The sequence below is a fragment of the Actinomadura chibensis NBRC 106107 genome, from assembly GCF_001552135.1.
Lineage (GTDB): Bacteria > Actinomycetota > Actinomycetes > Streptosporangiales > Streptosporangiaceae > Spirillospora > Spirillospora chibensis.
Map to the genome: position 1 here is coordinate 166,533 of NZ_BCQP01000004.1, position 24,177 is coordinate 190,709.

The following is a 24,177-nucleotide window of genomic DNA, read 5'->3' on the forward strand; positions in this document are numbered from 1 at the left end:
TCCGTGGGTTTCCTCGACACCCTCCTCGGGCGGTCCAAGCCCGCGAAACCCGACCTCGACCAGTTGTTCGCGCTGTCGTCGGCCGCGATCACGCTGGAGGCGGGGACGGGCTTCACCCCCACCGGGCAGGGCTCGGTGTGCTTCCGCGCGGCGGAGGGCGGCGCGTTCGCGCGGCTGCAGCGCGACGTCCAGGAGCTGCTGGACGCCGACCAGGGCCCGAAGGTCGAGATCAGCGACGACAAGTACGGCTACACGTGGCTGCTCGCGACGCACCGCCCGGACGAGCTGCCCGACCTCGTCACCGACCTGCACGCGGTGAACTCGACGCTGGAGTCCGGCGGGTTCGGCCCGCACCTGCTGTGCTCGCTCGCCGGGTTCCGCGGGCCGGACGGGCAGCGGCTCGCGCTCGTCTACCTGTACAAGCGCGGCACGTTCTACCCGTTCGCCCCGCTGCCGGGGGAGAAGCGCGACAACGCGCTGGAGCTGCAGGTGCGCGGCGCGGTCGGCGCCGACCTGCCGTTCGAGGACGACCTCGGCCGCTGGTTCCCCGTCTGGGGCGCCCCCGGCCTGTGACCGCCCCGTCACCGCGGTCTGTGTCATGAGACGCTGACCCCGGCGCGGGAACGTTCTAACGTCCGGCCATGGCGCCCTCCGATCCACCTGACTCGGGGCTGGCCTGGCGGATGCTCGCCACGGCCGCCCTGGTCGCGCTCGTGTACGCGGGCGCCGTCCTGCCCGCGTTCCTGGCCGGGCCGGTCTGGGGCGCGCTGGCGGTGGCGGCGGCGCTGGCCGTCGCGGTCTGCTCGGTGCGCGCCGCCGACCGGCTCGCCCTGTACGCCATGGACGCCCGGCTCGTCACGGCCCGGGACGAGCCGGAGCTGCACGCCGTGCTCGACCGGCTGTGCATGTCGTCGGGCCTGCCGAAGCCGCGGCTCGCCGTCTCCGGCCGGGACCTGCCGAACGCGTTCGCCGCCGGGTCCGGCCCCGCGTCGGCCGTCGTGTGCGTGACCGAGGGGCTGCGGGCCCGGCTGGAGCCGGCCGAGGTCGCCGCCGTCCTCGCCCACGAGACCGCGCACGTCGCCAACCGGGACGTGCTCGTCACGGCCGTCGCGTCCTTCCCCGGCCTGTGCGCGGGCCTGTTCCTGCGCTGGTGGACCGGCCTGCTCACCGGACGCGGCAGGCGCGGCGCCGGACGCGCGGCCGCCCTGGTCTGCGGCGCCGTCCTGCTGCCGCTCGGCGCCGCCGCGACCGTGCTGGGCGTCGCGGGGACGCTGCTCGGGCTCGCGCTGTCCCGGCACCGGGAGCTGTGCGCCGACGCGACCGGGGCGCTGCTGACCGGGCGCCCCGCCGACCTCGCGGCCGCGCTCGGCAAGGTCCACGCGGGGATGCGGGACGCCTCCCGCGGCGACCGCCGGGCGCTGCGCCCGGTGAGCGCCCGCTGCGTGGCGGCGGCGGACGGCGGCGGGGCGCTCGGCCTGCTGTCCAGCCATCCGACGCTGGAGCGGCGGACCGAGCGGCTCGCGGCCCTGTCCTTCCGGTTCGAGAGCGGCGGCTGACGTGCGGCTCCCGGCCGGGCCGCGCGGCCGTGCCGCGCCCGGCCCGCCCGACCTCGACCGGCTGTTCGGCGTCCCGCCCGCGGCGGCGGCGCTGGCGGCGGCGACGGGGTTCGTCCCGTCCGGGGAGGCGGGGGTCTGCCACCGCCTCGTGGAGGGCGGGCCGTTCGGCGCGTTCGGCCGCGCGCAGCGCGACGTCGCCCGGCTGCTCGCCGGGGACGGGGCCCGCGCCACGGGACTGAGCGCGAGCCCGCACGGCTGGGGCTGGGTGCGCGTCACCCGCTCCCCGGACGACCTCGACCGCCTGGTCGCCGACCTGCACGTCGTCTGCGCCACGCTCACCGCCGCCGGGTACGGCGCCTACCTGCTGTGCTCGGCGGTCGCGTTCCGGCGCGACGGCGACCGGCAGCGCTGCGCCCTCGTCCACGCGCCGGGCCGGGGGACGTTCTACCCCTACGCGCCGCGCCCGTCCGGCGAGCCGGGGACGGTCCGCCGCGACAACACGGTCGAGACGCGCGTCCGGGAGGCGCTGGAGGGCGAGCTGCCGATCGAGCCCGACCGGGCCCGCTGGTTCCCCGTCCCGGACGCCCCCGGCCTCTCACCCCCGGCCGGCTAGGGGAGGGCGAGCATCCGGTCGAGGGCGGCGCGGGCGTGGCGGGCGGTGTCCGGGTCCACCTCGATGACGTTCTCGACCCGTCCGGCGGCGAGCGACTCCAGCGACAGGACGAGGTGCGGCAGGTCGATGCGGTTCATCGTCGAGCAGTAGCAGACGGTCTTGTCGAGGAACATCACGTTCTTGTCCGGGTGGGCGTTCGCCAGCCGCCGGACGAGGTTCAGCTCCGTCCCGACCGCCCAGGACGACCCGGGCTCGGCGGCCTCGATCGCCTTGATGATGTACTCGGTCGAGCCGATCTGGTCCGCCGCCGTGACGACCTCGTGCCTGCACTCGGGGTGCACCAGGACGTTCACGCCGGGGACGCGGGCCCGGACGTCGTCCACCGACTCCCTGGTGAACCGGCCGTGCACCGAGCAGTGCCCCCGCCAGAGGATCATCCTCGCGTCCCGGATCCGGCCCGGCGTCAGGCCGCCGTCGCGGCGGTGCGGGCTGTAGACGACGCAGTCGTCCAGCGAGAAGCCCATCTCCAGGACGGCGGTGTTGCGCCCGAGGTGCTGGTCGGGCAGGAACAGGACCTTCTTGCCCTTGGAGTACGCCCAGTCCAGGGCGCGCTTGGCGTTGGACGACGTGCACACCACGCCGCCGTGCCGCCCGACGAAGCCCTTGATGTCGGCGGAGGAGTTCATGTAGGTCACCGGGACGACGTCGTCGGCGACGCCCGCGTCCTCCAGGACCTCCCAGCACTCCTCGACCTGGTCGAACGTCGCCATGTCCGCCATCGAGCAGCCCGCGCCGAGGTCGGGCAGGATCACCCGCTGGTGGGCGGCGGTCAGGATGTCGGCGGACTCGGCCATGAAGTGCACGCCGCAGAACATGATGTAGTCGGCCTCGGGACGCGCCGCCGCCTTCTGCGCGAGCTTGAACGAGTCGCCGGTGACGTCGGCGAACTGGATGACCTCGTCGCGCTGGTAGTGGTGGCCGAGCACGAACACCCGGTCGCCGAGGGCGGCCTTGGCGGCGCGGGCGCGCTCGACCAGCGCCGGGTCGGAGGCGGGCGGCAGCTCGCCGGGACAGTCCACGCCGCGCTCGCTGGCCGGGTCGGATCCGCTGCCGAGCAGCAGCAGAGGAAGGTCACGCACTGGGGTGGTCACGGCCTCTCCCTTCGCGGCGAGGGCTTATCGTCGCTTTGACGACTAATGATGGCACATCCCCGGACGTACCGGCGTGTGACGTAGACCGCACCGTTCCAGGGCGTTAGACGCGGGCGAGAAGCGGAATGGCCTTGTAGCGAGGTACGTTGTCCTACGGGAAGGGGCGTGCGACGACGTCCTGGAGGACAAGCGACAGTCCGCCGCAGCGTGCGGCGCAGCGAGACCCGGGAGCTGAACACATGACGGTTTCAGGCGAGACCACGCAGGAGACCACGCAGCAGGGCGTCGTCCTCACCGACGCCGCCGCCGAGAAGGCCAGGGGCCTGCTCGCGCAGGAGGGCCGCGACGACCTTGCGCTGCGTGTCGCCGTGCAGCCGGGCGGCTGCTCCGGCCTGATCTACCAGCTCTTCTTCGACGAGCGGGAGATGGACGGCGACCTCGTCCAGGACTTCAACGGCCTCGACGTGCGCGTCGACCGGATGAGCGCCCCGTACCTGACCGGCGCCACCATCGACTTCGTCGACTCGATCGAGAAGCAGGGCTTCACGATCGACAACCCGAACGCGTCGGGTTCCTGCGCCTGCGGCGACTCCTTCAACTGAGCGAGCCCGACTGGGCGAGCCCCGGGCGGGGCGGCGCCGGGCCACGGGTCCGGCGCCGCCCCGTTCGGGCGCCGGGCTGCGCACCGGCCGCGACGTGTGGTGCGATGGGGAGTACTGTTCGACGACCACCACGAGGAGAGCGACGCCGTGCGCATCGCCGTGACCGGTTCCATCGCGACCGACCATCTGATGACCTTCCCCGGGAAGTTCACCGACCAGTTCATCCCCGACCAGCTGGACCGGGTGTCGCTGTCCTTCCTGGTGGACGAGCTGGAGATCCGCCGCGGCGGGATCGCCGCCAACATCTGCTTCGGGATGGGGAGCCTCGGCAAGGAGTCGATCCTCGTCGGCTCCGTCGGCGACGACTTCGCCGACTACCGCTCCTGGCTCGAACGGCACGCGGTCGACACGGCGTCCGTGCACGTGTCGGAGATCCACCACACCGCCCGGTTCCTGTGCACCACCGACCAGGACCAGAACCAGATCGCCACGTTCTACGCGGGCGCGATGAGCGAGGCCCGCTCGATCGAGCTGCGGCCGGTCGCCGACCGCGTCGGCGGGCTCGACCTCGTCGTGATCAGCCCCAACGACCCCGAGGCGATGCTGCGGCACACCGACGAGTGCCGCGGCCGCGGGCTGCCGTTCGCCGCCGACCCGTCCCAGCAGCTCGCCCGGATGGAGGGCGCCGACGTCCGCCGCCTCATCGACGGCGCCGCGTACCTGTTCAGCAACGAGTACGAGAAGGCCCTCGCCGAGGAGAAGACCGGCTGGACGAGCGAGGAGATCCTGTCCCGCGTCGGCGTCCGCGTCACCACGCTCGGCGCGAAGGGCGTCGTCATCGACCGCGAGGGCGAGCCGGGGCTGCACGTGCCCTGCGTCCCGGTCACCGACGTCGCCGACCCGACCGGCGTCGGCGACGCGTTCCGCGCCGGGTTCCTGTCGGCGACCGCGTGGGGGCTGCCGCTCGAACGCGCCGCCCAGGTCGGCAACGCCATCGCCGCGCACGCGCTCGAAGCCGCCGGGCCGCAGGAGTACACGCTCGGCCGCCGCGCGTTCCTCGACCGGTTCACCGCCGCCTACGGCGCGTCCGCCGCCGCGGAGATCGAGCCGCACATCGCCTGCCCCAACCCGTAGGCCGCGACATGAAGAGGGGCCGCGCCGGACGGCGCGGCCCCTCTTCTTTCGGGCTCAGCAGGTGTTTCGGGCTCAGTACGTGCGGCGGATGTGGAAGCCCCAGCCGCCCTGCTGGAGCGTCTCCTCCCAGACGAAGTCCTGCGACTTCATGCGGCACCAGGCCGGGACGTCGGTCCGGGCGGCGGCGTCGTCGGCGAGGACGGCCACGACCTGCCCGACCGGCACCTCCCGGATCCGCTCCGCCAGCATGATGATCGGGATCGGGCACTTGCGGCCGAGGGCGTCGATGACGAGCACCGGCGGCGGGCCCGGCGACGCTTCGGCGGGCGGCGGCGGGGCGCCCGGCGCGGCCCCGTTCTTGGCGCGGCCTCTGAACCTCATGGGCGCGACCGCCTCCCTGTCTCGAAGGTGCTCGGGTCCGAGCCGTCCGCCGCCGGGTCGCCCGGAGCCGGGCCACCCGGCGCCGGTGCGTTCGGCGTCGGGTCGTTCAGCGTCGTCCGGCGGAGCCGGGCGACGACGTCCGGAAGGGCGGCGAGGAACCGGTCCACGTCGTCCGCGCGGACGTCACGCGGCAGCGATACCCGCACGTTCCCATGGGTAATCACTCCCATCGCCTCCAGCACGTGACTGGGACGCAGCGTATCCGCCGTGCACGAGCTTCCGGACGAAACGGCGAAACCCAGCCTGTCCAGTTCGGTCAGCAGAGCCTCGCCCTCCACGTAGAGGCACGAGAACGTGACCAGGTGCGGCAGCCGCCGCACCGGGTCGCCCACCACCTGGACGTCGGGGACCGTCCGGGGGACCTCGGCGCGGATCCGGTCGACGAGCGCGGACAGGCGCGGCGCCTCCGCCTCCATCTCCGCCCGGTACGCCTCCAGCGCGGCGGCCGCCGCGACGACGGCGGGGACGTTCTCGAACCCGGGGACGCGGCGCCGCTCCCGCTCGTCGTCCGGCAGCGGCGACCGCCACCGGACGCCCTTGCGGACGGCGAGCACCCCGACCCCCGCGGGCCCGCCCCACTTGTGCGCGCTGCCCGCGAGCAGCGACCAGCCGTCCGGGACGTCCGCCCGGCCGAGGGACTGCGCGGCGTCCACGAACAGCGGGACCCCCGCGTCCTGGCACACTTCCGCGACCTCCGCCACCGGCTGGACGGTCCCGACCTCGTGGTTGGCGGACTGGAGGCAGGCGAGCGCGGTGTCCGGGCGCAGCGCGGCGGCGAACTCCGCCGGGTCGGCGCGGCCGGTCCCGTCGACGCCGACGACCGTCACCTCGCCGCCCTCGCGCTCGTGCGCCTCCGCCGCGTGCAGGACGCTGGAGTGCTCCACCGCGGACACGACGAGATGCCGCCCGGTCCGGCGGCGCGCCCGGAGCCCCCCGAGGACCGCCAGGTGCACCGCCTGGGTGCCGGACGAGGTGAACGACACCTCGTCCGCCCGCGCGCCGAGGACCCCGGCCGTCCGGGCGCGGGCCCGGTCGAGGAGGACGCGGGCGCCGCGGGCCGTCCCGTACAGCCGGGCCGGGTCGGCCCAGCCCGCGTCGAGCGCCTCCAGCAGCGCCGCCCGGCCCGCCGGGTGCGGCGGCTCGGTCGAGGCGGCGTCGAAATAGGCGCCGAAACGGGCGGCGCCCGGATGGGCGGCGTCGCGGTGGACGCCGGGCGTGCTCGGTTCGGCCACGCGGAAACACTAACCGGGCACCCGATCGGGGGTTGCGGCGCCCCTCGCGCTAGTGTGTCCACCACACGTGTGACAACTGATCTCTCCGCCCGGCAGCCCGGGCTTTCATCCGTGGGGAAGGCATTCCGTGAGTCCGACCCGCTCTAGGGAGCGGCGTACGCCTGTGCGCAGTCGCCGCGCATTGAAGAGCGCCGGCGCGCTGGTGCTGCTGGCGTCGACCGCGACCGCGTGCAGCGGCAGCCGCCTCGGCCTGCCCGAGCCGATCAGCGTGCAGGGCGAGCGCATGCTCCACCTGTGGCAGGGCTCCTGGATCGCGGCGTTCGCGGTCGGGGGCGTCGTCTGGGGCCTGATCATCTGGGCGGTGCTGTTCCACCGCAAGCGCTCCAACGACCTGCCGCCGCAGGTCCGCTACAACATGCCGATCGAGATCCTGTACACGGCGGTCCCGTTCGTCATCATCGCGGTCCTGTTCTACTTCACCGCGCGGGACGAGAACTTCGTCGAGAAGACCACCGACAATCCCGCGGTGACCGTCGACGTGACGGGCTTCCAGTGGAGCTGGCAGTTCGACTACAAGGAGAAGGACGCCGCGGGGCAGGAGAAGCTCGCCGCGCGCGTCGTCGGGCAGCCGGTCGCGCCGAACGGCCCGGCCCCCGCCAAGCCGGTGATGACGATCCCCACGGGCAAGACGGTCCGCGTCCGGCTCCACTCCAACGACGTCATCCACTCGTTCTGGGTCCCGGCGCTGATCTACAAGAAGGACGTCATGCCGGGCTACACCAACGAGTTCGAGTTCACCGCGAACAAGACCGGCGTCTATGAGGGCCGCTGCGCCGAGCTCTGCGGCGTCGACCACAGCCGGATGCTGTTCCAGCTCAAGGTCGTGACTCCCGACCAGTACGCCAAGTTCATCGCCGATTCGAAGGCCGCTCTGGCCGCGGGAGGTGCCCAGTGACGGCCACCAGTCACGCACCGAGCGCGTCGGTCGCCGCGCCGCGGACGAGCAAGGGCCGCATCCTCGCGTCCTGGCTGTCGTCCACCGACCACAAGGTGATCGGCTACCTCTACCTGATCACGTCGTTCTTCATGTTCCTGTTCGGCGGCGTCCTCGCGCTGGTGATGCGCGCCGAGCTGTTCAAGCCGGGCCTGCAGGTCGTCAGCAACGAGCAGTTCAACCAGCTGTTCACCATGCACGGCACGATCATGCTGCTGATGTTCGCGACGCCGCTGTTCGCGGGCTTCACCAACGTCATCATGCCGCTGCAGATCGGCGCGCCCGACGTGGCGTTCCCCCGGCTGAACATGCTGGCGTACTGGCTGTTCCTGTTCGGCAGCCTCATCGTCATCGCGGGCTTCCTGACGCCGGGCGGCGCGGCCAGCTTCGGCTGGTTCGCCTACGCCCCGCTGTCGGACGCCGTCCGCTCGCCGGGCATCGGCGGCGACATGTGGGTGATGGGCCTCGCGATGTCCGGGTTCGGCACCATCATGGGCGCCGTCAACTTCATCACCACGGTCCTGTGCATGCGGGCGCCCGGCATGACCATGTTCCGGATGCCGATCTTCACGTGGAACGTCCTGCTGACGTCCATCCTCGTGCTGATCGCGTTCCCGGTCCTCGCCGCGGCGCTGCTGGCGCTGGAGGCCGACCGCAAGCTCGGCGCGCACATCTTCGACGCCGCGCACGGCGGCGCGCTGCTCTGGCAGCACCTGTTCTGGTTCTTCGGGCATCCGGAGGTCTACATCATCGCGTTGCCCTTCTTCGGCATCGTGACCGAGATCCTCCCGGTGTTCAGCCGCAAGCCCGTCTTCGGCTACATCGGACTGGTGTTCGCGACCATCAGCATCACCGGCCTGTCCATCACGGTGTGGGCGCACCACATGTTCGTCACCGGCCAGGTGCTTCTTCCGTTCTTCTCCTTCATGTCGTTCCTCATCGCCGTGCCCACGGGGGTGAAGTTCTTCAACTGGGTGGGGACGATCTGGCGAGGGCAGCTGACGTTCGAGTCGCCGATGCTGTGGGCGCTGGGCTTCCTCGTGACGTTCCTGTTCGGCGGCCTCACCGGCGTCATCCTCGCGTCGCCGCCGATGGACTTCCAGCTCTCCGACTCCTACTTCGTGGTGGCGCACTTCCACTACGTCGTGTTCGGCACCGTGGTGTTCGCGATGTTCGCGGGCTTCTACTTCTGGTGGCCGAAGTGGACCGGCAAGATGCTGAACGACACCCTGGGCAAGGTCCACTTCTGGCTGCTGTTCATCGGCTTCCACGGCACGTTCCTCGTCCAGCACTGGCTGGGCGCGGCGGGCATGCCGCGCCGGTACGCCGACTACGCCAGCGAGTTCCACGGGCTGAACGAGGTGTCGAGCATCTTCTCGTTCGTCCTCGGCGCGTCCATGCTGCCGTTCTTCTACAACGTGTACATCACGTGGAAGCGCGGCAAGCGGGTCGAGGTCGACGACCCGTGGGGCTACGGCGCCTCGCTGGAGTGGGCGACGTCGTGCCCGCCGCCGCGGCACAACTTCAACTCGATTCCGAAGATCCGTTCCGAGCGGCCCGCGTTCGACCTGCACCACCCGCACGTGGGCGCGCAGGGCGAGCTGGCCGGGGCGAAGGGGGAGTAGGCGATGCGCGTCCAGGCGTTCATGTTCTACGGGTCCGCGCTGTTCTTCCTCGCCACCGACGTCGTGTACTGGCTCTGGTCGAAGGACTGGACGGGCACGACGGCGCTGGCCCTCGCGGTCGGGCTCGCCGGGCTCATCGGGTTCTACGTGCACTTCACCGTCCGGCGGCTCGAACGCGCCAACGGCGGGCCCCTCTACGAGGACGACCCCGAGGGCGACATCGCGGACGCGGCGGGCGAGCTGGGCTTCTTCAGCCCGCACAGCTGGTGGCCGCTGTTCGTCGGGCTGTCGGCGGCGGCGGTGGCGCTCGGCATCGTGTTCGGCTGGTGGCTGGTGATCCTCGGGGTCGCCGCCGCGCTGCTGTCGACGATCGGTCTCGTCTTCGAGTACTACCGGGGGCATTTCGCGCACTGAGTCCATTTCGTCCATCCCATTCCCCCGCGTTAGGCCCTGAGATGACCGGGTTTGGGGGCGGCCGGATGAGAATGGTTCACTGATCGGTAAAAGAACCCCATCGAGGGCCGGTGTCCGCTTTTTAGCGGGTACCGGCCTTTTCACATACTGGGCGCCGTTCCCAGCGACCGGGCTGGCAGGCGGACCGATCGCCCAGGTGGACGACCGGGGGGACCACATGCGGGTGAGTGGCTCAGGACCGGGAGACCGGGGACGGCGGGCCGTCGCGGTGCTCGCCGGGGCGGGCACGATGGCGGTCATGGCGGCCGGGGCGGCGGCCTGCTCGGGCGGGCCGGACGGCGCCGACGCCGTGAAGCTGACGTTGTCGCCTGCGAGCGGCGGGGGCGGGGCGGCGCTGCGTCCGGACAGCCCCATCGCCGTCCACGCGAGCAAGGGGACGATCGAGAACGTGACGGTGTCCGGCGGCGCCGCGCCGATGGAGGGCGACCTGAGCGCCGACCGGACGCGGTGGCGGTCGCGGTGGACGCTGGAGCCCGGCGCGACCTACACCGTCGACGCCACGGCGATCGGCAAGGACGGCAGGACCCGGACGGTCACCGACCGGTTCACCGCCGCGACGGTGGCGAAGACGAACGCCGTGAAGATCGAGGCGCCGTTCAACAGGGAGACGGTCGGGGTCGGCATGCCGATCATCGTGCACTTCGACCGCGCGGTGCAGGACCGCAGGGCCGTCGAGGAGGCCCTGGAGGTGCGGTCGGACAAGACCGTCGAGGGCGCCTGGCGCTGGTTCGGCGACAAGGAGGTCGTGTTCCGGCCGAGGCAGTTCTGGCCCGCGCAGACCAGGGTGACGTTCCAGGCCCATCTCAGCGGCGTCCGGACCGGCGGGGACGTGTACGGGGGGAAGAACACCGCGCTGGCGTTCAAGATCGGCGACTCGCACGTGTCCACGGCGGGCGAGGACAGCCACAAGATGGTGGTGAAGATCAACGGGAAGAAGGCCCGCACCATTCCGACCAGCATGGGCAAGGGCGGGGCCCGCATGTTCACCACCACCAACGGCGTCCACCTGACGATGGACAAGCAGGACCCGACCGTCATGACGTCCGGCTGGATGGGCGTCGGGCCGGGCAGCGCGGGCTACTACAGCCTGACCGTGTACAAGGCGGTGCAGATCTCCGACAGCGGCGAGTACGTGCACAGCGCGCCGTGGTCGGTGGGCGCCCAGGGCAGCGAGAACGTCAGCCACGGCTGCATCAACATCAGCCCGTCCAACGCCGCGTGGTTCTACAAGATGTCCCTGCGCGGCGACCCGGTGACGGTGACGGGGACGAGCCGCGAGCTCGAACCGGAGAACGGCTGGGGCTACTGGCAGATCGGCTGGAACGAGTGGGTGAAGGGCAGCGCCACGGGGCGTTCGGTGTCGACCGCCCCGCACCTGGACGCCGCGACGCTGTCCGTCCAGAAGCAGCAGCGGGAGCGGGACGCGAAGCGGCAGGCCGAGAAGCAGCGGGCCGAGGGCAACTGACGCCCGCCGCGCCCGCCGCGGGCGGGCCGCCTAGCTCGGCGGCGGGCGCAGCGGCGGCGGTTCCGGGACGCGGTGCATGCGCGCCCAGTCGCGGGCCATGGCGATCCTGTCGGGACCCGAGGGGTGGGTCATCCACAGCAGGTACTCCATCGCGTCCGGGCTGAGGTCGGAGATGTTGCGCACCGACAGCGCGTGCTGCATCGACACGAACGTCGACGGGTCGCGGGTGAGGCCGAGGGCGTGCGCGTCCGCCCGCGCCTCGATCCGCCGGCTGACGAGGTTCTGGACGGGCGCGCCGAGCTGCGTCCCGGCCGCGACCAGCGCGAGGACGAGCGCGATGGAGCGCGGGTCGGCCGCCCCGCCCGCGCGGCCGGGGCCCGGCTCCGGGCCGACCCCGGCGCGCCTCAGCAGGCGCGGGGAGGTCGTCAGGAGGTACAGCAGGCACATGGCGCCGGACACGCCGAGCGCGCCGACGAGCGTCCCCCACAGGACGTCGTCGCGCTTGGCGTGGCCGAGCTCGTGCCCGACGATCGACTCGACCTGCGGGCGCGGCGACTTCAGCAGCGTGTCGTAGAGGACGATCCGGCGCGTCGAGCCGAACCCGGACACGTAGGCGTTCAGCGACGTCGTCCGGCGGGACGCGTCGGCGACGAGGACGTCCTCGACGGGCACGCCGTCCCGCTTCGCCATCGCGAGCAGGTCGTCGCGCAACTGCCCCCGGGGCAGCGGGTGGAACTTGTTGAACACCGGCTCGACGGCGATCGGGTAGATGAACGACACGAGGACGACCAGCAGGAAGCCGCCCGCGGCGGCGCCCGTCCACCAGTAGCGGGGGAAGCGGCGCGTCACCGCGTACAGCAGGAGCAGGGCGACCGTGTAGATGACCCAGGCGACGGCGAGGGACTTGAGCTGGTCGCCGAGCCACGGGGCCCAGCCCTGCGTGGACAGCCCGTACCGGCGCAGCACCGACTCGCGCCAGACGTCGAACGGGAGCCCGGCGGCGCGCAGCAGCGTCGTCAGCGCGACGGACGCGACGGCGACGCGGAGGGGCCACCGGCGGGTGCGGGCGGTGACCCAGCCGATGAAGCGCGCCCCGAGCGGGGTGAGGCCGAGCACGAGGACCAGGACGAGCCCGGTGGCGAGCCCCGCGTAGGCGGGCGGGTTGAGGGCCGAGTCGAACGCCCGGGAGCGGGCGATCTCGGCGGGGGAGAAGTCGAGCGCCGGGTCGGGCCGCACCTGCCCGCCGGGGACGTCGCCGGGCAGCGGGTTCCACGGCGTGGTCAGCGCGAGGACGGTCGCGAGCGCCGCGAACAGCACCGCCGCCGCGATCCCGGCGGCGACCCGGGGCGTGCGCGCGGCGCCGCCGGAGTCCCGGTCGGCCGTGGCGGCCCGCTCCTCGTCCACCTCCTCGCTCATGTGAGCTCCCTCTTCAGATAGTCGCGCCACAGCACGGTGAACCGGGCCCGGTCGAGGCCCAGCACGTCGCGCAGCGCGGTCGCCTCCGGGACGCGCCCGGCCGTCCGGTAGAGCTGCACGAGCGTGCCCTCACCGTACCGGTCCGCGATCAACCGGCAGGCGAGCCAGGACTCCTGGTACGCCTGGGACAGCCGCGCGGAGCCCCCGGCGAACGCTGCGGCGGCGGGCAGCGCCGCCGGGACGCGCCCGGCGGCGACGTCGCGGCGCAGCTCGCCCGCCGCCGCGCGGACGCCGATCCTCGCGTCCCGGTAGCCGACGTAGTCGGCGAAGCCCTCGATCAGCCACAGCGGGGTCGTGCGGTCGCTGGCGCCGCCGGTCGCGACGTGGGTCAGCTCGTGGGTGAGCACGACGCCGCGGCCGAGCCGGTTCAGCCGGCCGAACGTGCCGGGGGAGATGACGACCCGGTCCTCGCCGCGCCCGCCGCCCGGGGACGGCGCGGCCGTCGCGAGCGCCGCGATCTGGCCGAGGCTCTGCCCGGGCCCGGCCAGCGCGGACGCGAGCGCCGCGTCCGCCGGGACCAGCGCGACGACCCGCTGCGCCCACCCCTTGCCGACGACGCCGCTGACCACCGGGACGGCGGCGTCGAGGCGGCGGGCGATGTCGGCGAGCCCGGTGGCGTCGCCCACCACGAGCGACGCGCGCCCCTTGACGACCGTGAGCGGGCCGCCGTCCCAGATCTCGGCGTCGTCGCGGAAGCCGTGGGAGGAGCCGTCGCCGACGACCGTCCAGCCGCCGGGGCGCGGGGCGAGCGACAGGCGGCGGGTGCGGGCCACGTCGCCGCGGTCGAAGCCGCGCAGCCGGTACCGGACCTCGACGCGGACGACCGCGACGCCCGCCGCGTCGTCCACGGCCTCGACCCCGGTGACGCGTTCGCGCCAGCCGTCCAGGGGGAGCCTGCGGAGGTTGCCGTACATGCGGGACTGGACGTCCTGGAACGCGGCGGGCGCGGACGCGACCGTCGCCATGAAGGCCGTGCGGTCGCCGGTCCGCACGGCGGCGGCGCGGGCCGCGAGGACGGCCGCCGCGTCGGCGGGGGCGAACGAGCGGGCCGCGCCGTCGGCGTGGGCGCGCGGCGCCGCGTGCCGGCCGGAGCGGGCGCCGAGCAGGCCGCCGCCGCCCGCGAGCAGCGCGGCGGCCCCGCCCGCGCCGAGCGCGAGCGCCCGGCGGCGCTGCACGGGTGCCCCGCCGCCGGGGTCGGGTCCGTCCTCCATGCGCGTGATCCTATGCAGCGTCCGGCCGGGAGGTCGCGGTCATGACCGGTAGGCGGGGTATCCGTAGCCGACGATGTCGTCGGACGAGCGCGTCTTCACCCGGACGGCGTTGCCGGTGTTCCCCTCGACGGCCTCGATGGTGTCGTCGTCCACCTTCTTGACCACCATGCCGACGTGCCGGATGTCGGAGCTGTCCTTGCCGCCGCTCCAGGCGTAGAAGACGATCGCGCCGGGCCTGGGCTCGGTGCCCCAGCGGCCGTTCTGCTGGAACCAGCGGGCGTGGGCGACGGTCCACGCGTCGCTGCCCATCTCGTCGGTGAAGCCGAGCCGCTCGCCGACCCAGGAGATGAACATGTCGCACCAGTTCGCGTCGCCGTAGCCGTCGAGGGAGCCGCCGTCGCGGGCGAGCGTCTCCCGCGCGCGGGACGTGCCCATGTACCACTTCTGGAACTTGGTCTCGCCGCCCGCGTCCTCCGCGACGCCGACCTGCGAGCGGGCGAGCGCGATGGCCTCGGCCGCCGTCGGCCGCTCCTGCTCGGATGCCTTCTCGGACGCCTGCGGCTTCGGCTCGTCCCGTTGCGGGCGGCCGCTCGGCGGCGCTTCGGGCCGCGGCTTGGAACGTTCCCTCTTGGTGGCGGCGGACGACCGGGACGTCTCGGACGACGCCGTCCGCCCGTTCTCGCCTCCGGTCGCGCCGGCGGCCGTGACGCTCGCCGGGGCCGCGCCGCCGAACGGCGGGACGGACGCCTGCGCGGTCGCCGCGGCGGCGCCGAGCACGGCGGCTCCGGCGATCGCGCCGCCGGTCGTCCGCCAGGTCAGGGGGAGGGGGGACGGCTTGCGGTGCCGTCCGGAGGTCTTCTTGCGGTGCGCGCCTGGCACGGGGGGATCTCCTCGGCTTCCGGTCCGTCCGCCGGGCCGGGACGCCTGGGTCGGCGGCGCGCCGGGACGGACGGGGACTCCGGCGAGCGGGGGCGCCGCGCGGAGCACGGGGATGGTCACAGCGAGAGGGCAGGGGAAAGGGAGGGCGCGGCCGCGCGGTGGCGGCCACGCCCCAGGGTCACGCTGCGGGTCTCACTCCTCTTCTTCCAAGACGCCTACCGGGTTAGCTGACGGGTTCGGGCGTGGAAGTGGCCCTACGGCGGGCTCCCACCGGACGTGCGGGAGAGTCCTGCCGATTCACCCCGGTGCCGGAATGCCCGTCCGGGAGGGTGTCCCGGACTCCGGCGGACGTGGGTCCCCGGTTCCGCGCTGGGCGGACTCGGCGCTGCCGCTGCGATCCTGGGGGCGAGATGGGGCCCGGCGCGGGACCTGTCTCCCGCGTGCGAACGAGCGGCGCCTGATGTGCGGGCGGACGGCGGCCCGTCGCCGGGGACCGTCCTCGCCCGACCCCTCGGGTCCGCCGCGGCGGCGCGCTCAGCGCCATGCTCGCGTGAGGCGCGCGAGCGGCGGGAGGGGGGTCGCGGTCTGCGTGCAGACCGGTGCGGCGCCGCGGAGGGCGCCGCGCGGACGGCGCGTGGAGCGCGCCGCCGGGGGGAGGCGGCGCGTGGCTCGCACCGCCGGCACGCGGGCGCGAGCGCCGCGTGCGGTCGCGGCGCCTGGGGGGCGTCGCGGGGGCCATGGCGCCTGGCGGGCGCCGTGAATGGGGTACAAGGTACCAAAGCCCCAAGAGAAGGCAAACCCCTACAAAATCAACAACGGACCAGGTCAAGCCTGGTCCGTTGTCGGTGTCGCTCCGCGGAGCCGCCCCGCGCCGGGGCGGAGCCGCCGCGTGTCAGGGGCGCCCGGCGCCGTAGTAGTTGCTCAGGTAGTAGCCCGAGGTGATGTTCACGACCGTCACGGTCTTGCCGGTGCTCGGCGCGTGGATCATCTGGCCGTTGCCCACGTACATGCCGACGTGGCTGAGCCCGCTGAAGAACACGAGGTCGCCCGGCTGGAGGTCGGACTTGGCGACCCGCTTCGTCGCGGCCCACTGGGAGTTGGTGGTGCGGGTGATGTTGACGCCCGCCGCCGCCCACGCCTTCATCGTCAGGCCGGAGCAGTCGTAGGAGTTCGGGCCGGTGTCGCCCCAGCCGTACGGCTTGCCCCGCTGCGCGAAGGCGAAGTTGAGCGCCAGCCGCGCCGGGCCGCTGGCCGGGCCGTTGTAGGTGCCGCCGATGCCGCCGCCGCCCGACGACGACCCGCCGCCGCCGAGCTTCGCCAGGAGCTTCTTCTGCTTGTTGACCTCAAGCTGGAGCTTGCGCTTCTTGTCCCGCAGCTCCTTGGTCTTGGCGTTCACGTCGTCGAACGCGGCCTTCGCCTGCGCCTCCTCGCGGCGGAGCCGCTGCGCGGTGGCGAGGAACTGGGTGAGCTGGGAGTTGCGCTCGTGCGACAGGTGCGAGAAGACGGCCGCCTGGTCGAGGATGGCCTGCGGGTCCTTGCTGCCCACGAAGCCGGTCACGTCCGCCGAGTCGCCGTTCTTGTAGGCGGTGGCCGCCATCTGAGCGATCTTGGAGCGCTGCTCCTCGAAGGCCGCCTGCTCCTGCGCGCTCGACTTCTTCGCGCTCTCGTACTTCTTCTTGGCGATCTTCAGCTTCTCGTTGAGTTGGTTGAACTGCTCGACCTTGTGGTCCATCTGCTCGTTGAGCTGGTCGAGCTTCTTCTGCACCTGCGCCCTGGTCGGCTTGGGCTCGGCGTGCGCCAGCACCGGGGGGTAGGCCAGGGAGGCGGTCACGGTCAGGCAGACCACCGCCGCCAGGCGGCGGGACGCTCTCCCGCCCGCCGTGCCCCCGCTCCGGTCACGCCGGTGCGCCGGTGCCCCGATGAGATCATTGGCCACGATCGGTTTCGCCCCTCTCGTCCACGACGTCAGCGGACGACATTAGCGAGGGGCAACACCCGTCACAACCGATTCGTCGCAGTTCAATTGACATTTGCGTGGATCGTCCACTATTTGTGACCTCATGATCACGAGGTGCGAAGCGTCCCTTATCGCAGCCTTATGGGCACCTTATGGGCGGTCCGCAGCCGTCCGTCCCGTGCCGCGGCCCGGCCGCCGCTAGGAGCGCCCGAGGCGGCGCAGCAGCAACGTGGACGGGCACGGCCGCGACCCGGCGCGGCGGGCGGCGTCGGCCACCTCCCGGTCGGACGACACGACCACCACGGCGCGTCCCGGCGGCTCCGCCCGCACGAGGTCGCCGATCAGCTCGTCGGCGGTCTGGCCCGGACGGCTGAACAGCACCCGGACGCCGCGCGGCGCGGCGATCGCGACCGGCGCGTCCAGCTCGGCGCCGTCGAACACGCACGTCACCTCGGCGCGGGTCTGCGCGGCGAGGCCGCCGAGCCCGGACAGCAGCCGGGTGCGCTGGTCGGCCAGCGGCAGCTCCCCGTACCCCGTCTTGGTGACGTTGTAGCCGTCCACCACGAGGTGCACCCGGGGCAGCGTCAGCAGGCGGTCGAGCAACTGGGGGTCGCCGTCGGACAGCGCGCGTCCCGGCAGCGCGCGGTGCGCCTGCCGGTCCGGTTCGAGGCCGCCGACCACGTCCGCCGGACGGTCGATCGTCGACGGCAGCGCCAGCTCCCGCCGGACGCCCTGCGCCGCGTCCACCAGCGTGTCGAGCAGCATCCGCAGCCGGACGTCGTCGACGTTGCGGCCCTCCCGCGCCGCCCGCTTGGCCGCCTCGGCGGCGGCCTCGGCCTGCGCCGCGCGGGCGCGCAGCCTGCGCAGCTCCTTCTCGGCCGCCGCGGTCGACTCGCGCGCCGCGGCGAGCTTGCGCTCGGCCTCCGCGGCGACCGCGTCCGCGCGCTCCTCGGCCGCCCGGAACCGGGTCCGCGCGTCGTGCAGCTTGCGGCGCAGGTCGGCCACCTCGGCCTTGGCGTCGCGCAGCTCGGCGCGCAGCCGGTCGGCGTCGGCGGAGCGGCCCGCGCGGGCGGCGGCCAGCTCCTCCTTCAGCGCGGCGACGCGGCGCTCGGCGGCCTCCTCCTCCGAGGCGGAGGCGGAGCGTTCCAGCTCGGCCCGCGCGGACTCGACGAGCCCGGTCCAGCCGGCGGGGCGCAGCAGGTAGGCCAGCGCCGCGACGCGGACGGGGTCGGCGGCGGGCGGCACGTCCCCGCCCTCGACGGCCTCCACCAGCGCGGCCTGCGACCGGCGCAGCGGCTCGACGACGCGGCCGCGGAACGCCGCGTCCTTCTCCAGCGCCGCCGCGATGTGCTGGCCCGCGAGCTTCGCGCGCTTGCGCCGCTCGAACCGCGCGAACGGGCGCAGCGGCGCGGGGACGTCGTCGGCCGGGAGCCCGCCGATCACGTCGGCGGCGACCTCCACCACCGACTGCCGGACGGCCTCGGGCAGCGGCCGGCCGAGGCGCTCGCCGCCCGGGGCGCGCGAGTCGTCCGCCCGTCCGGCGGGGCACGCCTCCGCCGGGCCTCGCTCGTGCTCGGCGCGCCGCGCGGGGGCCTCGCCGCCGGGGGTCGCTTCGGGGCCGCTGTCGATGATCCCGCTCCTTCCGGGCTTTCGCCGCCGGTGGGCTGTGTCTTCCCGAGCCGTCCGCGCCCTAACCAGGGCGGACGCGTGATCGGACGAACCGCGCGCGGCCCCCGTGCGGTCCCGCGGCCCCCCGGCCCGGCGGGACGCTCCGGCGCCCCACAACCCTAGCGGCCCCGGCTTCTGTCGGTGGGGTCCTCTACGGTCGCGCACATGACGGCTGCGCACGGTGTCCGGGGCGCCGAAGTCCCCGCGGGCGGCGTCCAGGGAACGCTGGACGACCTCGGCACCCCCCTCTCCGGGGTCACCTTCGTGGTGGTCGACCTGGAGACCACCGGCGGCTCGGTCGCCGACTCGGCCATCACCGAGATCGGCGCGGTGAAGGTGCGCGCGGGCGAGGAGCTCGGCGAGCTCGGCACGCTGGTCGACCCCGGCGGGCCCGTCCCGCCGTTCATCACCGCGCTGACCGGCATCACCACCGCGATGGTGACGGCCGCGCCGCGGATCGAGGCGGTGCTGCCCGCGTTCCTGGAGTTCGCGCGGGGCTGCGTGCTCGTCGCGCACAACGCGCCGTTCGACATCGGCTTCCTCAAGGCCGCGTGCGCCGAGCACGGGTACGCCTGGCCCGCGTTCCCCGTCGTCGACACCGTCGACCTCGCGCGCCGCGTCCTGTCCAAGGACGAGGTGCCCAACTGCAAGCTCGGCACGCTCGCCCGGTTCTTCCGCACCCCGAACGAGCCGACGCACCGCGCGCTCGCCGACGCGCGCGCCACCGTCGACGTCCTGCACGGGCTGATCGAGCGGATCGGCTCGTTCGGCGTCACCTCGCTGGAGGAGATGCGCGGCTTCGCCAAGGCGCCGACGCCCGAGCAGCGCCGCAAGCGGCACCTCGCCGACGACGTCCCGAGCACGCCCGGCGTGTACCTGTTCGAGGACGCCTCCGGCGAGGTCCTCTACGTCGGCAAGAGCGGCGACCTGCGGTCGCGGGTGCGCAGCTACTTCACCGGGTCCGAGACGCGCTGGCGGGTCCGGGAGATGGTCGGCATCGCCGAGAACGTCCGGACGATCGTGTGCGCCACCGGCCTGGAGGCCGAGGTCCGCGAGCTGCGGCTGATCGCCGAGCACAAGCCGCGCTACAACCGCCGGTCCAAGTTCCCCGAGCGGGCGATCTGGCTGAAGCTCACCGTCGAGCCGTTCCCGCGGCTGTCGATCGTCCGCGAGTGCCGCGCCGACGGGGCGCGCTACCTCGGGCCGATCTCGTCGCGGCGGCAGGCCGAGGAGGCGCGGGCCGCGCTGCACGAGGCCGTCCCGCTGCGGCAGTGCACCCAGCGGCTGACGCTGCGGGTGATCGAGAGCGGCAGGGCGCGGGCGTGCGCGCTCGCCGAGCTCGGCCGGTGCGGCGCGCCCTGCGACGGGCGCGAGTCCGCCGACGCCTACGCCGTCCACGTCGGGACGGCCCGCGCCGTCATGGCGGGCGACGTCCGCCCCGTCGTCGCCGCCGCGCGGGTGCGCATCGACCGGCTGGCCGCCGAGCAGCGCTACGAGGAGGCCGCCGCCCAGCGCGACCGGCTCGCCGCGTTCGTCCGCGCCGCCGCGCGCGGGCAGCGGCTCGCCGCGCTGGCCCGGCTGCCCGAGCTGGTCGCGGCGCGGCCCGCGTTCGACGGCGGCTGGGAGCTGGCGGTGGTCCGCTACGGGCGGCTCGCCGCCGCCGGGACCGTTCCGCCCCACGCCCAGCCGAGGCCCTACGTCGACGCGCTCATCGCCACCGCCGAGACGGTGTTCCCGCCGTCCGGCGAGGCGCCCGGCGGCGTCGCGCTCGGCGCGCCGCCGTCCGCCGGGGCCACCGCCGAGGAGATGGAGTGCGTGCTGCGCTGGCTCGACCTGCCCGGCGTCCGGCTCGTCGAGGTCGACGGCCCCTGGACGTGCCCCGCGCACGGCGCCGAGGGCCTCCGCGAATGGATCGACCGCGCTTATGACCGGGCTTACGAGCCACAGGAGACGTCCCGGGGGCGGGGCGGGCGACGTTAGGGTGACCCGTGGAATCCCGGCGCTCGGAGAGGACGACGACCCCGCATGGCCCTGCCTCTCTACGACAGCCAGCCGGCCCGCCGCGTCCCGTGGGTGACGTACCTGCTGGTGGCGGCCAACGTGGTGGTGTTCCTGCTCACCCCGATGTCGAACTTCGCCGCCTGGTACGGGCGCGACCACGTCCGCGAGTGCGAGGCGGCGCACTTCACCTACGAGTACGGCGCCGTCCCGAAGGAGCTGACGAGCGGCGACCAGCAGCCGCTGCCCGCCGACATCGTCCGCCAGTGCGGGCCCGCGGGCTTCCGCAAGGCGCCCTGGACGTCGGCGTTCACCTCGATGTTCCTGCACTCCGGCGCGCTGCACCTGCTCGGCAACCTGGTCGCGCTGTTCGTCGTCGGGATGGGCGTCGAGGACCGGCTCGGGCGCCTCCGCTACCTGCTCAGCTACCTGTTCTTCGGGCTCGTCGCCGTCTACGGGTTCGCTTGGACCTCGCCGGACTCGACCGTCCCGCTCATCGGCGCGTCCGGCGCGATCGCGGGGGTGATGGGCGCCTACGTCATCCTCAACCCGCGCGGGCGGATCGTGAGCTGGGTGCCGCCGGTCATCGTGGTGCGGCTGCCGGTCTGGGTGGTGCTCGGGTACTGGTTCGTCCTGCAGTGGCTGTCGCTCGGCGACGACAAGAGCAACGTGGCCTACACGGCGCACATCTACGGCTTCCTGGCCGGGGTGGCGTTCGCGCTGCTCGCGCGCCGCGCGGGGCCCGCCCGCCGCCTCGCCGCGCTGAGCCGCGGCTAGATAGGGTCGGGACGTCCAAGGCTTCAGGGGAGGGGTGCAGTGGTCACTGCGATCGTGTTCGTCAAGGCCGACGTCGCGCGCATCCACGAGGTGGCCGAGACGATCGCCGCCCTGGACGGCGTCAGCGAGGTCTACTCCATCACCGGCGACCACGACCTCATGGCGATGGTCCGGGTGCGGCGCAACGAGGACCTGAACGACATCATCCCGGGCCGCATCAACAAGATCCCCGGCATCGTCGGCACGGAGACGCACATCGCGTTCCGCACCTACTCCCAGCACGACCTGGAGCAGGCGTTCGCCCTCGGTCTCCCGGACGCCGACTAAAGCCCTTGCCGGGGGGTGTGGGGGGTCGTCCCCCCACAAAGGCACGGCTAGCTCGCCGTCACCACTGACAGGGAGAGGTCGCCGCAGGGGCGGGCGGCGAAGCCGGGGGCGCCCCGGTAGACGGCGCCGGGCGGCCAGCTCGCCGTGTTGGACGCCATCACCCGGCCGGGCGCGTTCACGACGAACGCGGGCGCGGGGATCTCGCGCAGGGCCGGGACGATCTCGTTCTCGAACGTGCGCGCGTACACGTCGGCGGCGGCGACGCCCGCGAACGTCCCGCCGACGAGCACCGGCGCCGACAGCGTAAGGACGTACTCGTCGCTGCACAGGTAGTCGACGTAGGGGCCGCACACGGTCCGCTCGGCGCCGCCCGCCGGGCCGGTGAACCACTCCCAGCGCGTGTAGTCGGCGAGGACGCTGCTCTCGGGGTCGAGGTCGCGCAGGAGCTGGGACGGCCGCCCGGCGGGCCCGGTCTGCCACCACTCCAGGTACCAGGCGGCGTCGGCGAGCAGCTCGGGCGCGGCGATGAAGCCGAGGCCGCAGATCAGCGGGCCGAGCCGGGCGAACAGCAGGGGGCGCAGCGCGGCGAGGTCGGCGCGGACGGGGGCGCGCCCGGCGCGGCGGACGTCCTCCAGGCACCGGCCCGCCGCGTCGCGGACCTGCGCCACCGCCTCGAAGACGCCGTCCAGGGTGGCGCGCACGCGGGCGGCCGCCGCGCGGGCGGCGGGGGGACCGTCCACGGCGGCCGGGGGCTCGGCGGGCATGGGGTCCCCCTCGGGAGTCAGAGTTCGAGCCGTCGTTCAATCAGACGTTGTACCGCATTCAGGACGTGACTTTCAGCTACATCGCGGGCGGCGGCGTCGTCGCCGCGCTCGATGGCGTCGACGATCCCGGCGTGCTCGGCGGCCACGGCGGCGCGCCGGTCGGGCAGGTCGTGCACGGCCCAGACCAGCGGCCCGATCTCGGCCTGGAGCCGGATCTCCTCGCGGGTGAGCCGCACGGACTGGGACGCCGCCGCGACGTCCAGGTGGAGCCGTCCGTCCAGGCGGCACAGCCGGGCCCCGGCGGCCATCTCTTCCAGCGAGCGGCGCAGCCTGCGGACGTCGTCCGGCAGCGACCGGGCGGCGGCGAGCCGCGCGGCGGCCCCGGCGATCGCGGCGTAGTGGTCGCCGAGGTCGCGGAGCTCTTCCGCGCTGAGCGGACGCAGCCGCTCGTCGAGGTCGAACGGCCTGGCCGGGGCGCGGACGAAGCTGCCGCCGCCGCGCCCCCGCCGGGTCTCGATGAGCCCCTGCTGACGCAAGGCCATCAGCGCTTCGCGTAGTGTGACCGTTGATACACCGAGATGTGCGGCCAAGTCGGTCTCGCTCGGCAGCTGCTCGCCGTCGTCGAGGAGCCCGAGCGCGATCGCGTCGCCGAGCCGCCGCACGACCGCGTGCACCCGCGCGGTGTTGTCGACCGGGGCGAACACGACCAGGTGCGCGTTCTCCATGGGCCCCCTTCCCGGTGTTCACACAGTGATACCGGAACATCACTTGAACTGAAACTTATGAATCCATATGTTTTCTGTTCATGCCGGAAGCAGCGGTGAGGATCCGCGATCTGCGCAAGACCTTCGGCGCCGTCGAGGCGGTGGCGGGCGTCGACCTCGACATCGGGGACGGCGAGTTCTTCTCCATGCTCGGCCCGTCCGGGTCGGGCAAGACGACCATCCTGCGGCTGATCGCGGGCTTCGAGCGGCCGACGGCCGGGACGGTGGAGCTCGGCGGCGCGGACGTGACGGGCCTCGCCCCGTTCGACCGCGACGTCAACACCGTCTTCCAGGACTACGCGCTCTTCCCGCACCTGGACGTGCTCCGCAACGTCGAGTACGGCCTGAAGGTGCGGCGGGTGCCGCGGGCGGCGCGCCGGGAGCGGGCGCTTGAGGCGCTGCGCAGCGTCCGCCTGGACGGCCTGGAGCGGCGCCGTCCGGGCGAGCTGTCCGGCGGCCAGCGGCAGCGGGTCGCGCTGGCCCGCGCGCTGGTCAACGAGCCGCGGGTGCTGCTGCTCGACGAGCCGCTCGGCGCGCTCGACCTGAAGCTGCGCGAGGAGATGCAGGTCGAGCTGAAGAGCATCCAGCGCCGGGCCGGGATCACCTTCGTGTTCGTGACCCACGACCAGGAGGAGGCGCTGACCCTGAGCGACCGGGTCGCCGTCCTCGACCGGGGCCGGGTGCAGCAGGTCGGGACGCCCGCCGAGGTGTACGAGCGTCCGGCCACCGGGTTCGTGGCGGGCTTCGTCGGGACGTCCAACCGCGTCGGGGACGTCTGCGTGCGCCCGGAGAAGCTCCACGTCGAGATCGGGGACGACCTCCCCGGTCCGCGCGGCGGGGACCGGCACGCGCTCGGCACGGTCGCCGAGGTCGTCTACGCGGGCGCGGTCACCCGGTTCGTCATCGACCTGGACTCGGGGGACCGGGTCGTGGCGCTCCAGCAGAACCTGCGGACCTCGTCCATGGACGTGACGCGCCACCGCGGCGCCCGCGTCCGGATCGGCTGGGAGGCGGCGCACGAGTTCCGCGTCCCCTCCGACCCGGCGCCCGCCGCGCCCGCTTCCTGAGC

23 protein-coding genes and 1 riboswitch are annotated in these 24,177 nt (G+C 73.7%); of the genes, 13 read left to right on the plus strand and 10 right to left on the minus strand.

The window, feature by feature from the left end:
* Positions 1-3 precede the first annotated feature (3 nt).
* The 3 genes from pspAB (ACH01S_RS02620) to pspAB (ACH01S_RS02630) all read left to right on the plus strand — a co-directional run bounded on the left by pspAB (ACH01S_RS02620) (position 4) and on the right by pspAB (ACH01S_RS02630) (position 2,169).
* Complete coding sequence (gene pspAB / locus ACH01S_RS02620; protein ID WP_067884888.1) at positions 4-573, plus strand: PspA-associated protein PspAB; 570 nt, start codon at positions 4-6, stop codon at positions 571-573.
* Between the two features lie 68 nt (positions 574-641).
* Positions 642-1,556 carry a M48 family metalloprotease gene (locus ACH01S_RS02625; protein WP_067884890.1) on the plus strand — a complete coding sequence of 305 codons (915 nt, stop codon included), beginning with the start codon at positions 642-644 and terminating at the stop codon, positions 1,554-1,556.
* A 1-nt stretch (position 1,557) separates the two neighbouring features.
* Complete coding sequence (pspAB, locus tag ACH01S_RS02630; RefSeq protein WP_067884892.1) at positions 1,558-2,169, plus strand: PspA-associated protein PspAB; 612 nt, start codon at positions 1,558-1,560, stop codon at positions 2,167-2,169.
* On the opposite strand, the gene nadA is transcribed toward pspAB (ACH01S_RS02630), so the two are convergent.
* The gene (gene nadA, locus ACH01S_RS02635; protein WP_067884894.1) at positions 2,166-3,320 is read right to left on the minus strand and encodes a quinolinate synthase NadA; all 1,155 of its coding nucleotides are present in this window, start codon (positions 3,318-3,320) and stop codon (positions 2,166-2,168) included. The two genes, pspAB (ACH01S_RS02630) and nadA, sit on opposite strands and share 4 nt — an antisense overlap.
* 239 nt (positions 3,321-3,559) lie before the next feature.
* Between nadA and ACH01S_RS02640 the strand changes: the two genes are divergently transcribed.
* Positions 3,560-3,922 (plus strand): HesB/IscA family protein, encoded by a 363-nt coding sequence (locus ACH01S_RS02640; RefSeq protein WP_067884897.1) that lies wholly within the window; start codon positions 3,560-3,562, stop codon positions 3,920-3,922.
* Between the two features lie 147 nt (positions 3,923-4,069).
* Positions 4,070-5,056: a carbohydrate kinase family protein gene (locus ACH01S_RS02645; protein WP_067885269.1), complete on the plus strand. Its 987-nt coding sequence runs from the start codon at positions 4,070-4,072 to the stop codon at positions 5,054-5,056.
* A 72-nt stretch (positions 5,057-5,128) separates the two neighbouring features.
* Here the strand turns inward: ACH01S_RS02645 and ACH01S_RS02650 are convergent, their stop codons facing one another.
* Positions 5,129-5,437, minus strand: a complete 309-nt coding sequence (locus tag ACH01S_RS02650) for a sulfurtransferase TusA family protein (protein WP_083980221.1) — start codon at positions 5,435-5,437, stop codon at positions 5,129-5,131.
* A complete protein-coding gene (locus tag ACH01S_RS02655) occupies positions 5,434-6,729 on the minus strand; it encodes a cysteine desulfurase family protein (protein ID WP_083980223.1) in 1,296 nt (431 codons plus the stop codon). The genes ACH01S_RS02650 and ACH01S_RS02655 overlap by 4 nt, the downstream gene beginning before the upstream one ends.
* Before the next feature lie 163 nt (positions 6,730-6,892).
* Here ACH01S_RS02655 and ctaC point away from each other — a divergent pair, with 163 nt between their 5' ends.
* The 4 genes from ctaC to ACH01S_RS02675 all read left to right on the plus strand — a co-directional run bounded on the left by ctaC (position 6,893) and on the right by ACH01S_RS02675 (position 11,287).
* On the plus strand, positions 6,893-7,684 hold the full coding sequence (gene ctaC / locus ACH01S_RS02660) for an aa3-type cytochrome oxidase subunit II (protein ID WP_067884899.1): 792 nt from the start codon (positions 6,893-6,895) through the stop codon (positions 7,682-7,684).
* Entirely contained in the window at positions 7,681-9,348 is a 1,668-nt protein-coding gene (ctaD, locus tag ACH01S_RS02665) for an aa3-type cytochrome oxidase subunit I (RefSeq protein ID WP_067884900.1), read from the plus strand. Before ctaC ends, ctaD begins: the two co-directional genes overlap by 4 nt.
* Before the next feature lie 3 nt (positions 9,349-9,351).
* A complete protein-coding gene (locus tag ACH01S_RS02670) occupies positions 9,352-9,762 on the plus strand; it encodes a cytochrome c oxidase subunit 4 (RefSeq protein WP_067884903.1) in 411 nt (136 codons plus the stop codon).
* Between the two features lie 223 nt (positions 9,763-9,985).
* Positions 9,986-11,287 carry a L,D-transpeptidase gene (locus ACH01S_RS02675; RefSeq protein ID WP_246236742.1) on the plus strand — a complete coding sequence of 434 codons (1,302 nt, stop codon included), beginning with the start codon at positions 9,986-9,988 and terminating at the stop codon, positions 11,285-11,287.
* 30 nt (positions 11,288-11,317) lie between these two features.
* Here the strand turns inward: ACH01S_RS02675 and ACH01S_RS02680 are convergent, their stop codons facing one another.
* The 5 genes from ACH01S_RS02680 to ACH01S_RS02705 all read right to left on the minus strand — a co-directional run bounded on the left by ACH01S_RS02680 (position 11,318) and on the right by ACH01S_RS02705 (position 18,595).
* Entirely contained in the window at positions 11,318-12,703 is a 1,386-nt protein-coding gene (locus tag ACH01S_RS02680; RefSeq protein WP_083980225.1) for a M48 family metallopeptidase, read from the minus strand.
* Positions 12,700-13,974: a hypothetical protein gene (locus tag ACH01S_RS02685; RefSeq protein WP_067884906.1), complete on the minus strand. Its 1,275-nt coding sequence runs from the start codon at positions 13,972-13,974 to the stop codon at positions 12,700-12,702. The genes ACH01S_RS02680 and ACH01S_RS02685 overlap by 4 nt, the downstream gene beginning before the upstream one ends.
* A gap of 39 nt (positions 13,975-14,013) precedes the next feature.
* Complete coding sequence (locus ACH01S_RS45700) at positions 14,014-14,853, minus strand: CHAP domain-containing protein (protein WP_067884908.1); 840 nt, start codon at positions 14,851-14,853, stop codon at positions 14,014-14,016.
* A 196-nt stretch (positions 14,854-15,049) separates the two neighbouring features.
* Positions 15,050-15,248, minus strand: a riboswitch (cyclic di-AMP (ydaO/yuaA leader).
* Positions 15,249-15,745: 497 nt separating this feature from the next.
* Complete coding sequence (locus tag ACH01S_RS02700) at positions 15,746-16,684, minus strand: C40 family peptidase (protein ID WP_067885277.1); 939 nt, start codon at positions 16,682-16,684, stop codon at positions 15,746-15,748.
* 324 nt (positions 16,685-17,008) lie between these two features.
* The gene (locus ACH01S_RS02705) at positions 17,009-18,595 is read right to left on the minus strand and encodes an NYN domain-containing protein (protein WP_246236744.1); all 1,587 of its coding nucleotides are present in this window, start codon (positions 18,593-18,595) and stop codon (positions 17,009-17,011) included.
* Positions 18,596-18,643: 48 nt separating this feature from the next.
* Between ACH01S_RS02705 and ACH01S_RS02710 the strand changes: the two genes are divergently transcribed.
* The 3 genes from ACH01S_RS02710 to ACH01S_RS02720 are packed head-to-tail and all read left to right on the plus strand — an operon-like array spanning position 18,644 to position 21,580.
* On the plus strand, positions 18,644-20,458 hold the full coding sequence (locus tag ACH01S_RS02710; protein WP_067884912.1) for a DEDD exonuclease domain-containing protein: 1,815 nt from the start codon (positions 18,644-18,646) through the stop codon (positions 20,456-20,458).
* Positions 20,459-20,503: 45 nt separating this feature from the next.
* Positions 20,504-21,253: a rhomboid family intramembrane serine protease gene (locus ACH01S_RS02715; protein WP_067884914.1), complete on the plus strand. Its 750-nt coding sequence runs from the start codon at positions 20,504-20,506 to the stop codon at positions 21,251-21,253.
* A 39-nt stretch (positions 21,254-21,292) separates the two neighbouring features.
* Entirely contained in the window at positions 21,293-21,580 is a 288-nt protein-coding gene (locus ACH01S_RS02720) for an Lrp/AsnC family transcriptional regulator (protein WP_067884916.1), read from the plus strand.
* Positions 21,581-21,627: 47 nt separating this feature from the next.
* Here ACH01S_RS02720 and ACH01S_RS02725 read toward each other — a convergent pair whose 3' ends face one another.
* Complete coding sequence (locus ACH01S_RS02725; RefSeq protein WP_067884918.1) at positions 21,628-22,344, minus strand: cache domain-containing protein; 717 nt, start codon at positions 22,342-22,344, stop codon at positions 21,628-21,630.
* 17 nt (positions 22,345-22,361) lie between these two features.
* On the minus strand, positions 22,362-23,069 hold the full coding sequence (locus tag ACH01S_RS02730) for a FadR/GntR family transcriptional regulator (protein ID WP_067884920.1): 708 nt from the start codon (positions 23,067-23,069) through the stop codon (positions 22,362-22,364).
* A gap of 80 nt (positions 23,070-23,149) precedes the next feature.
* On the opposite strand from ACH01S_RS02730, the gene ACH01S_RS02735 reads away from it, so the two are divergent.
* Positions 23,150-24,175 (plus strand): ABC transporter ATP-binding protein, encoded by a 1,026-nt coding sequence (locus ACH01S_RS02735; protein ID WP_067884922.1) that lies wholly within the window; start codon positions 23,150-23,152, stop codon positions 24,173-24,175.
* Positions 24,176-24,177: the final 2 nt, after the last annotated feature.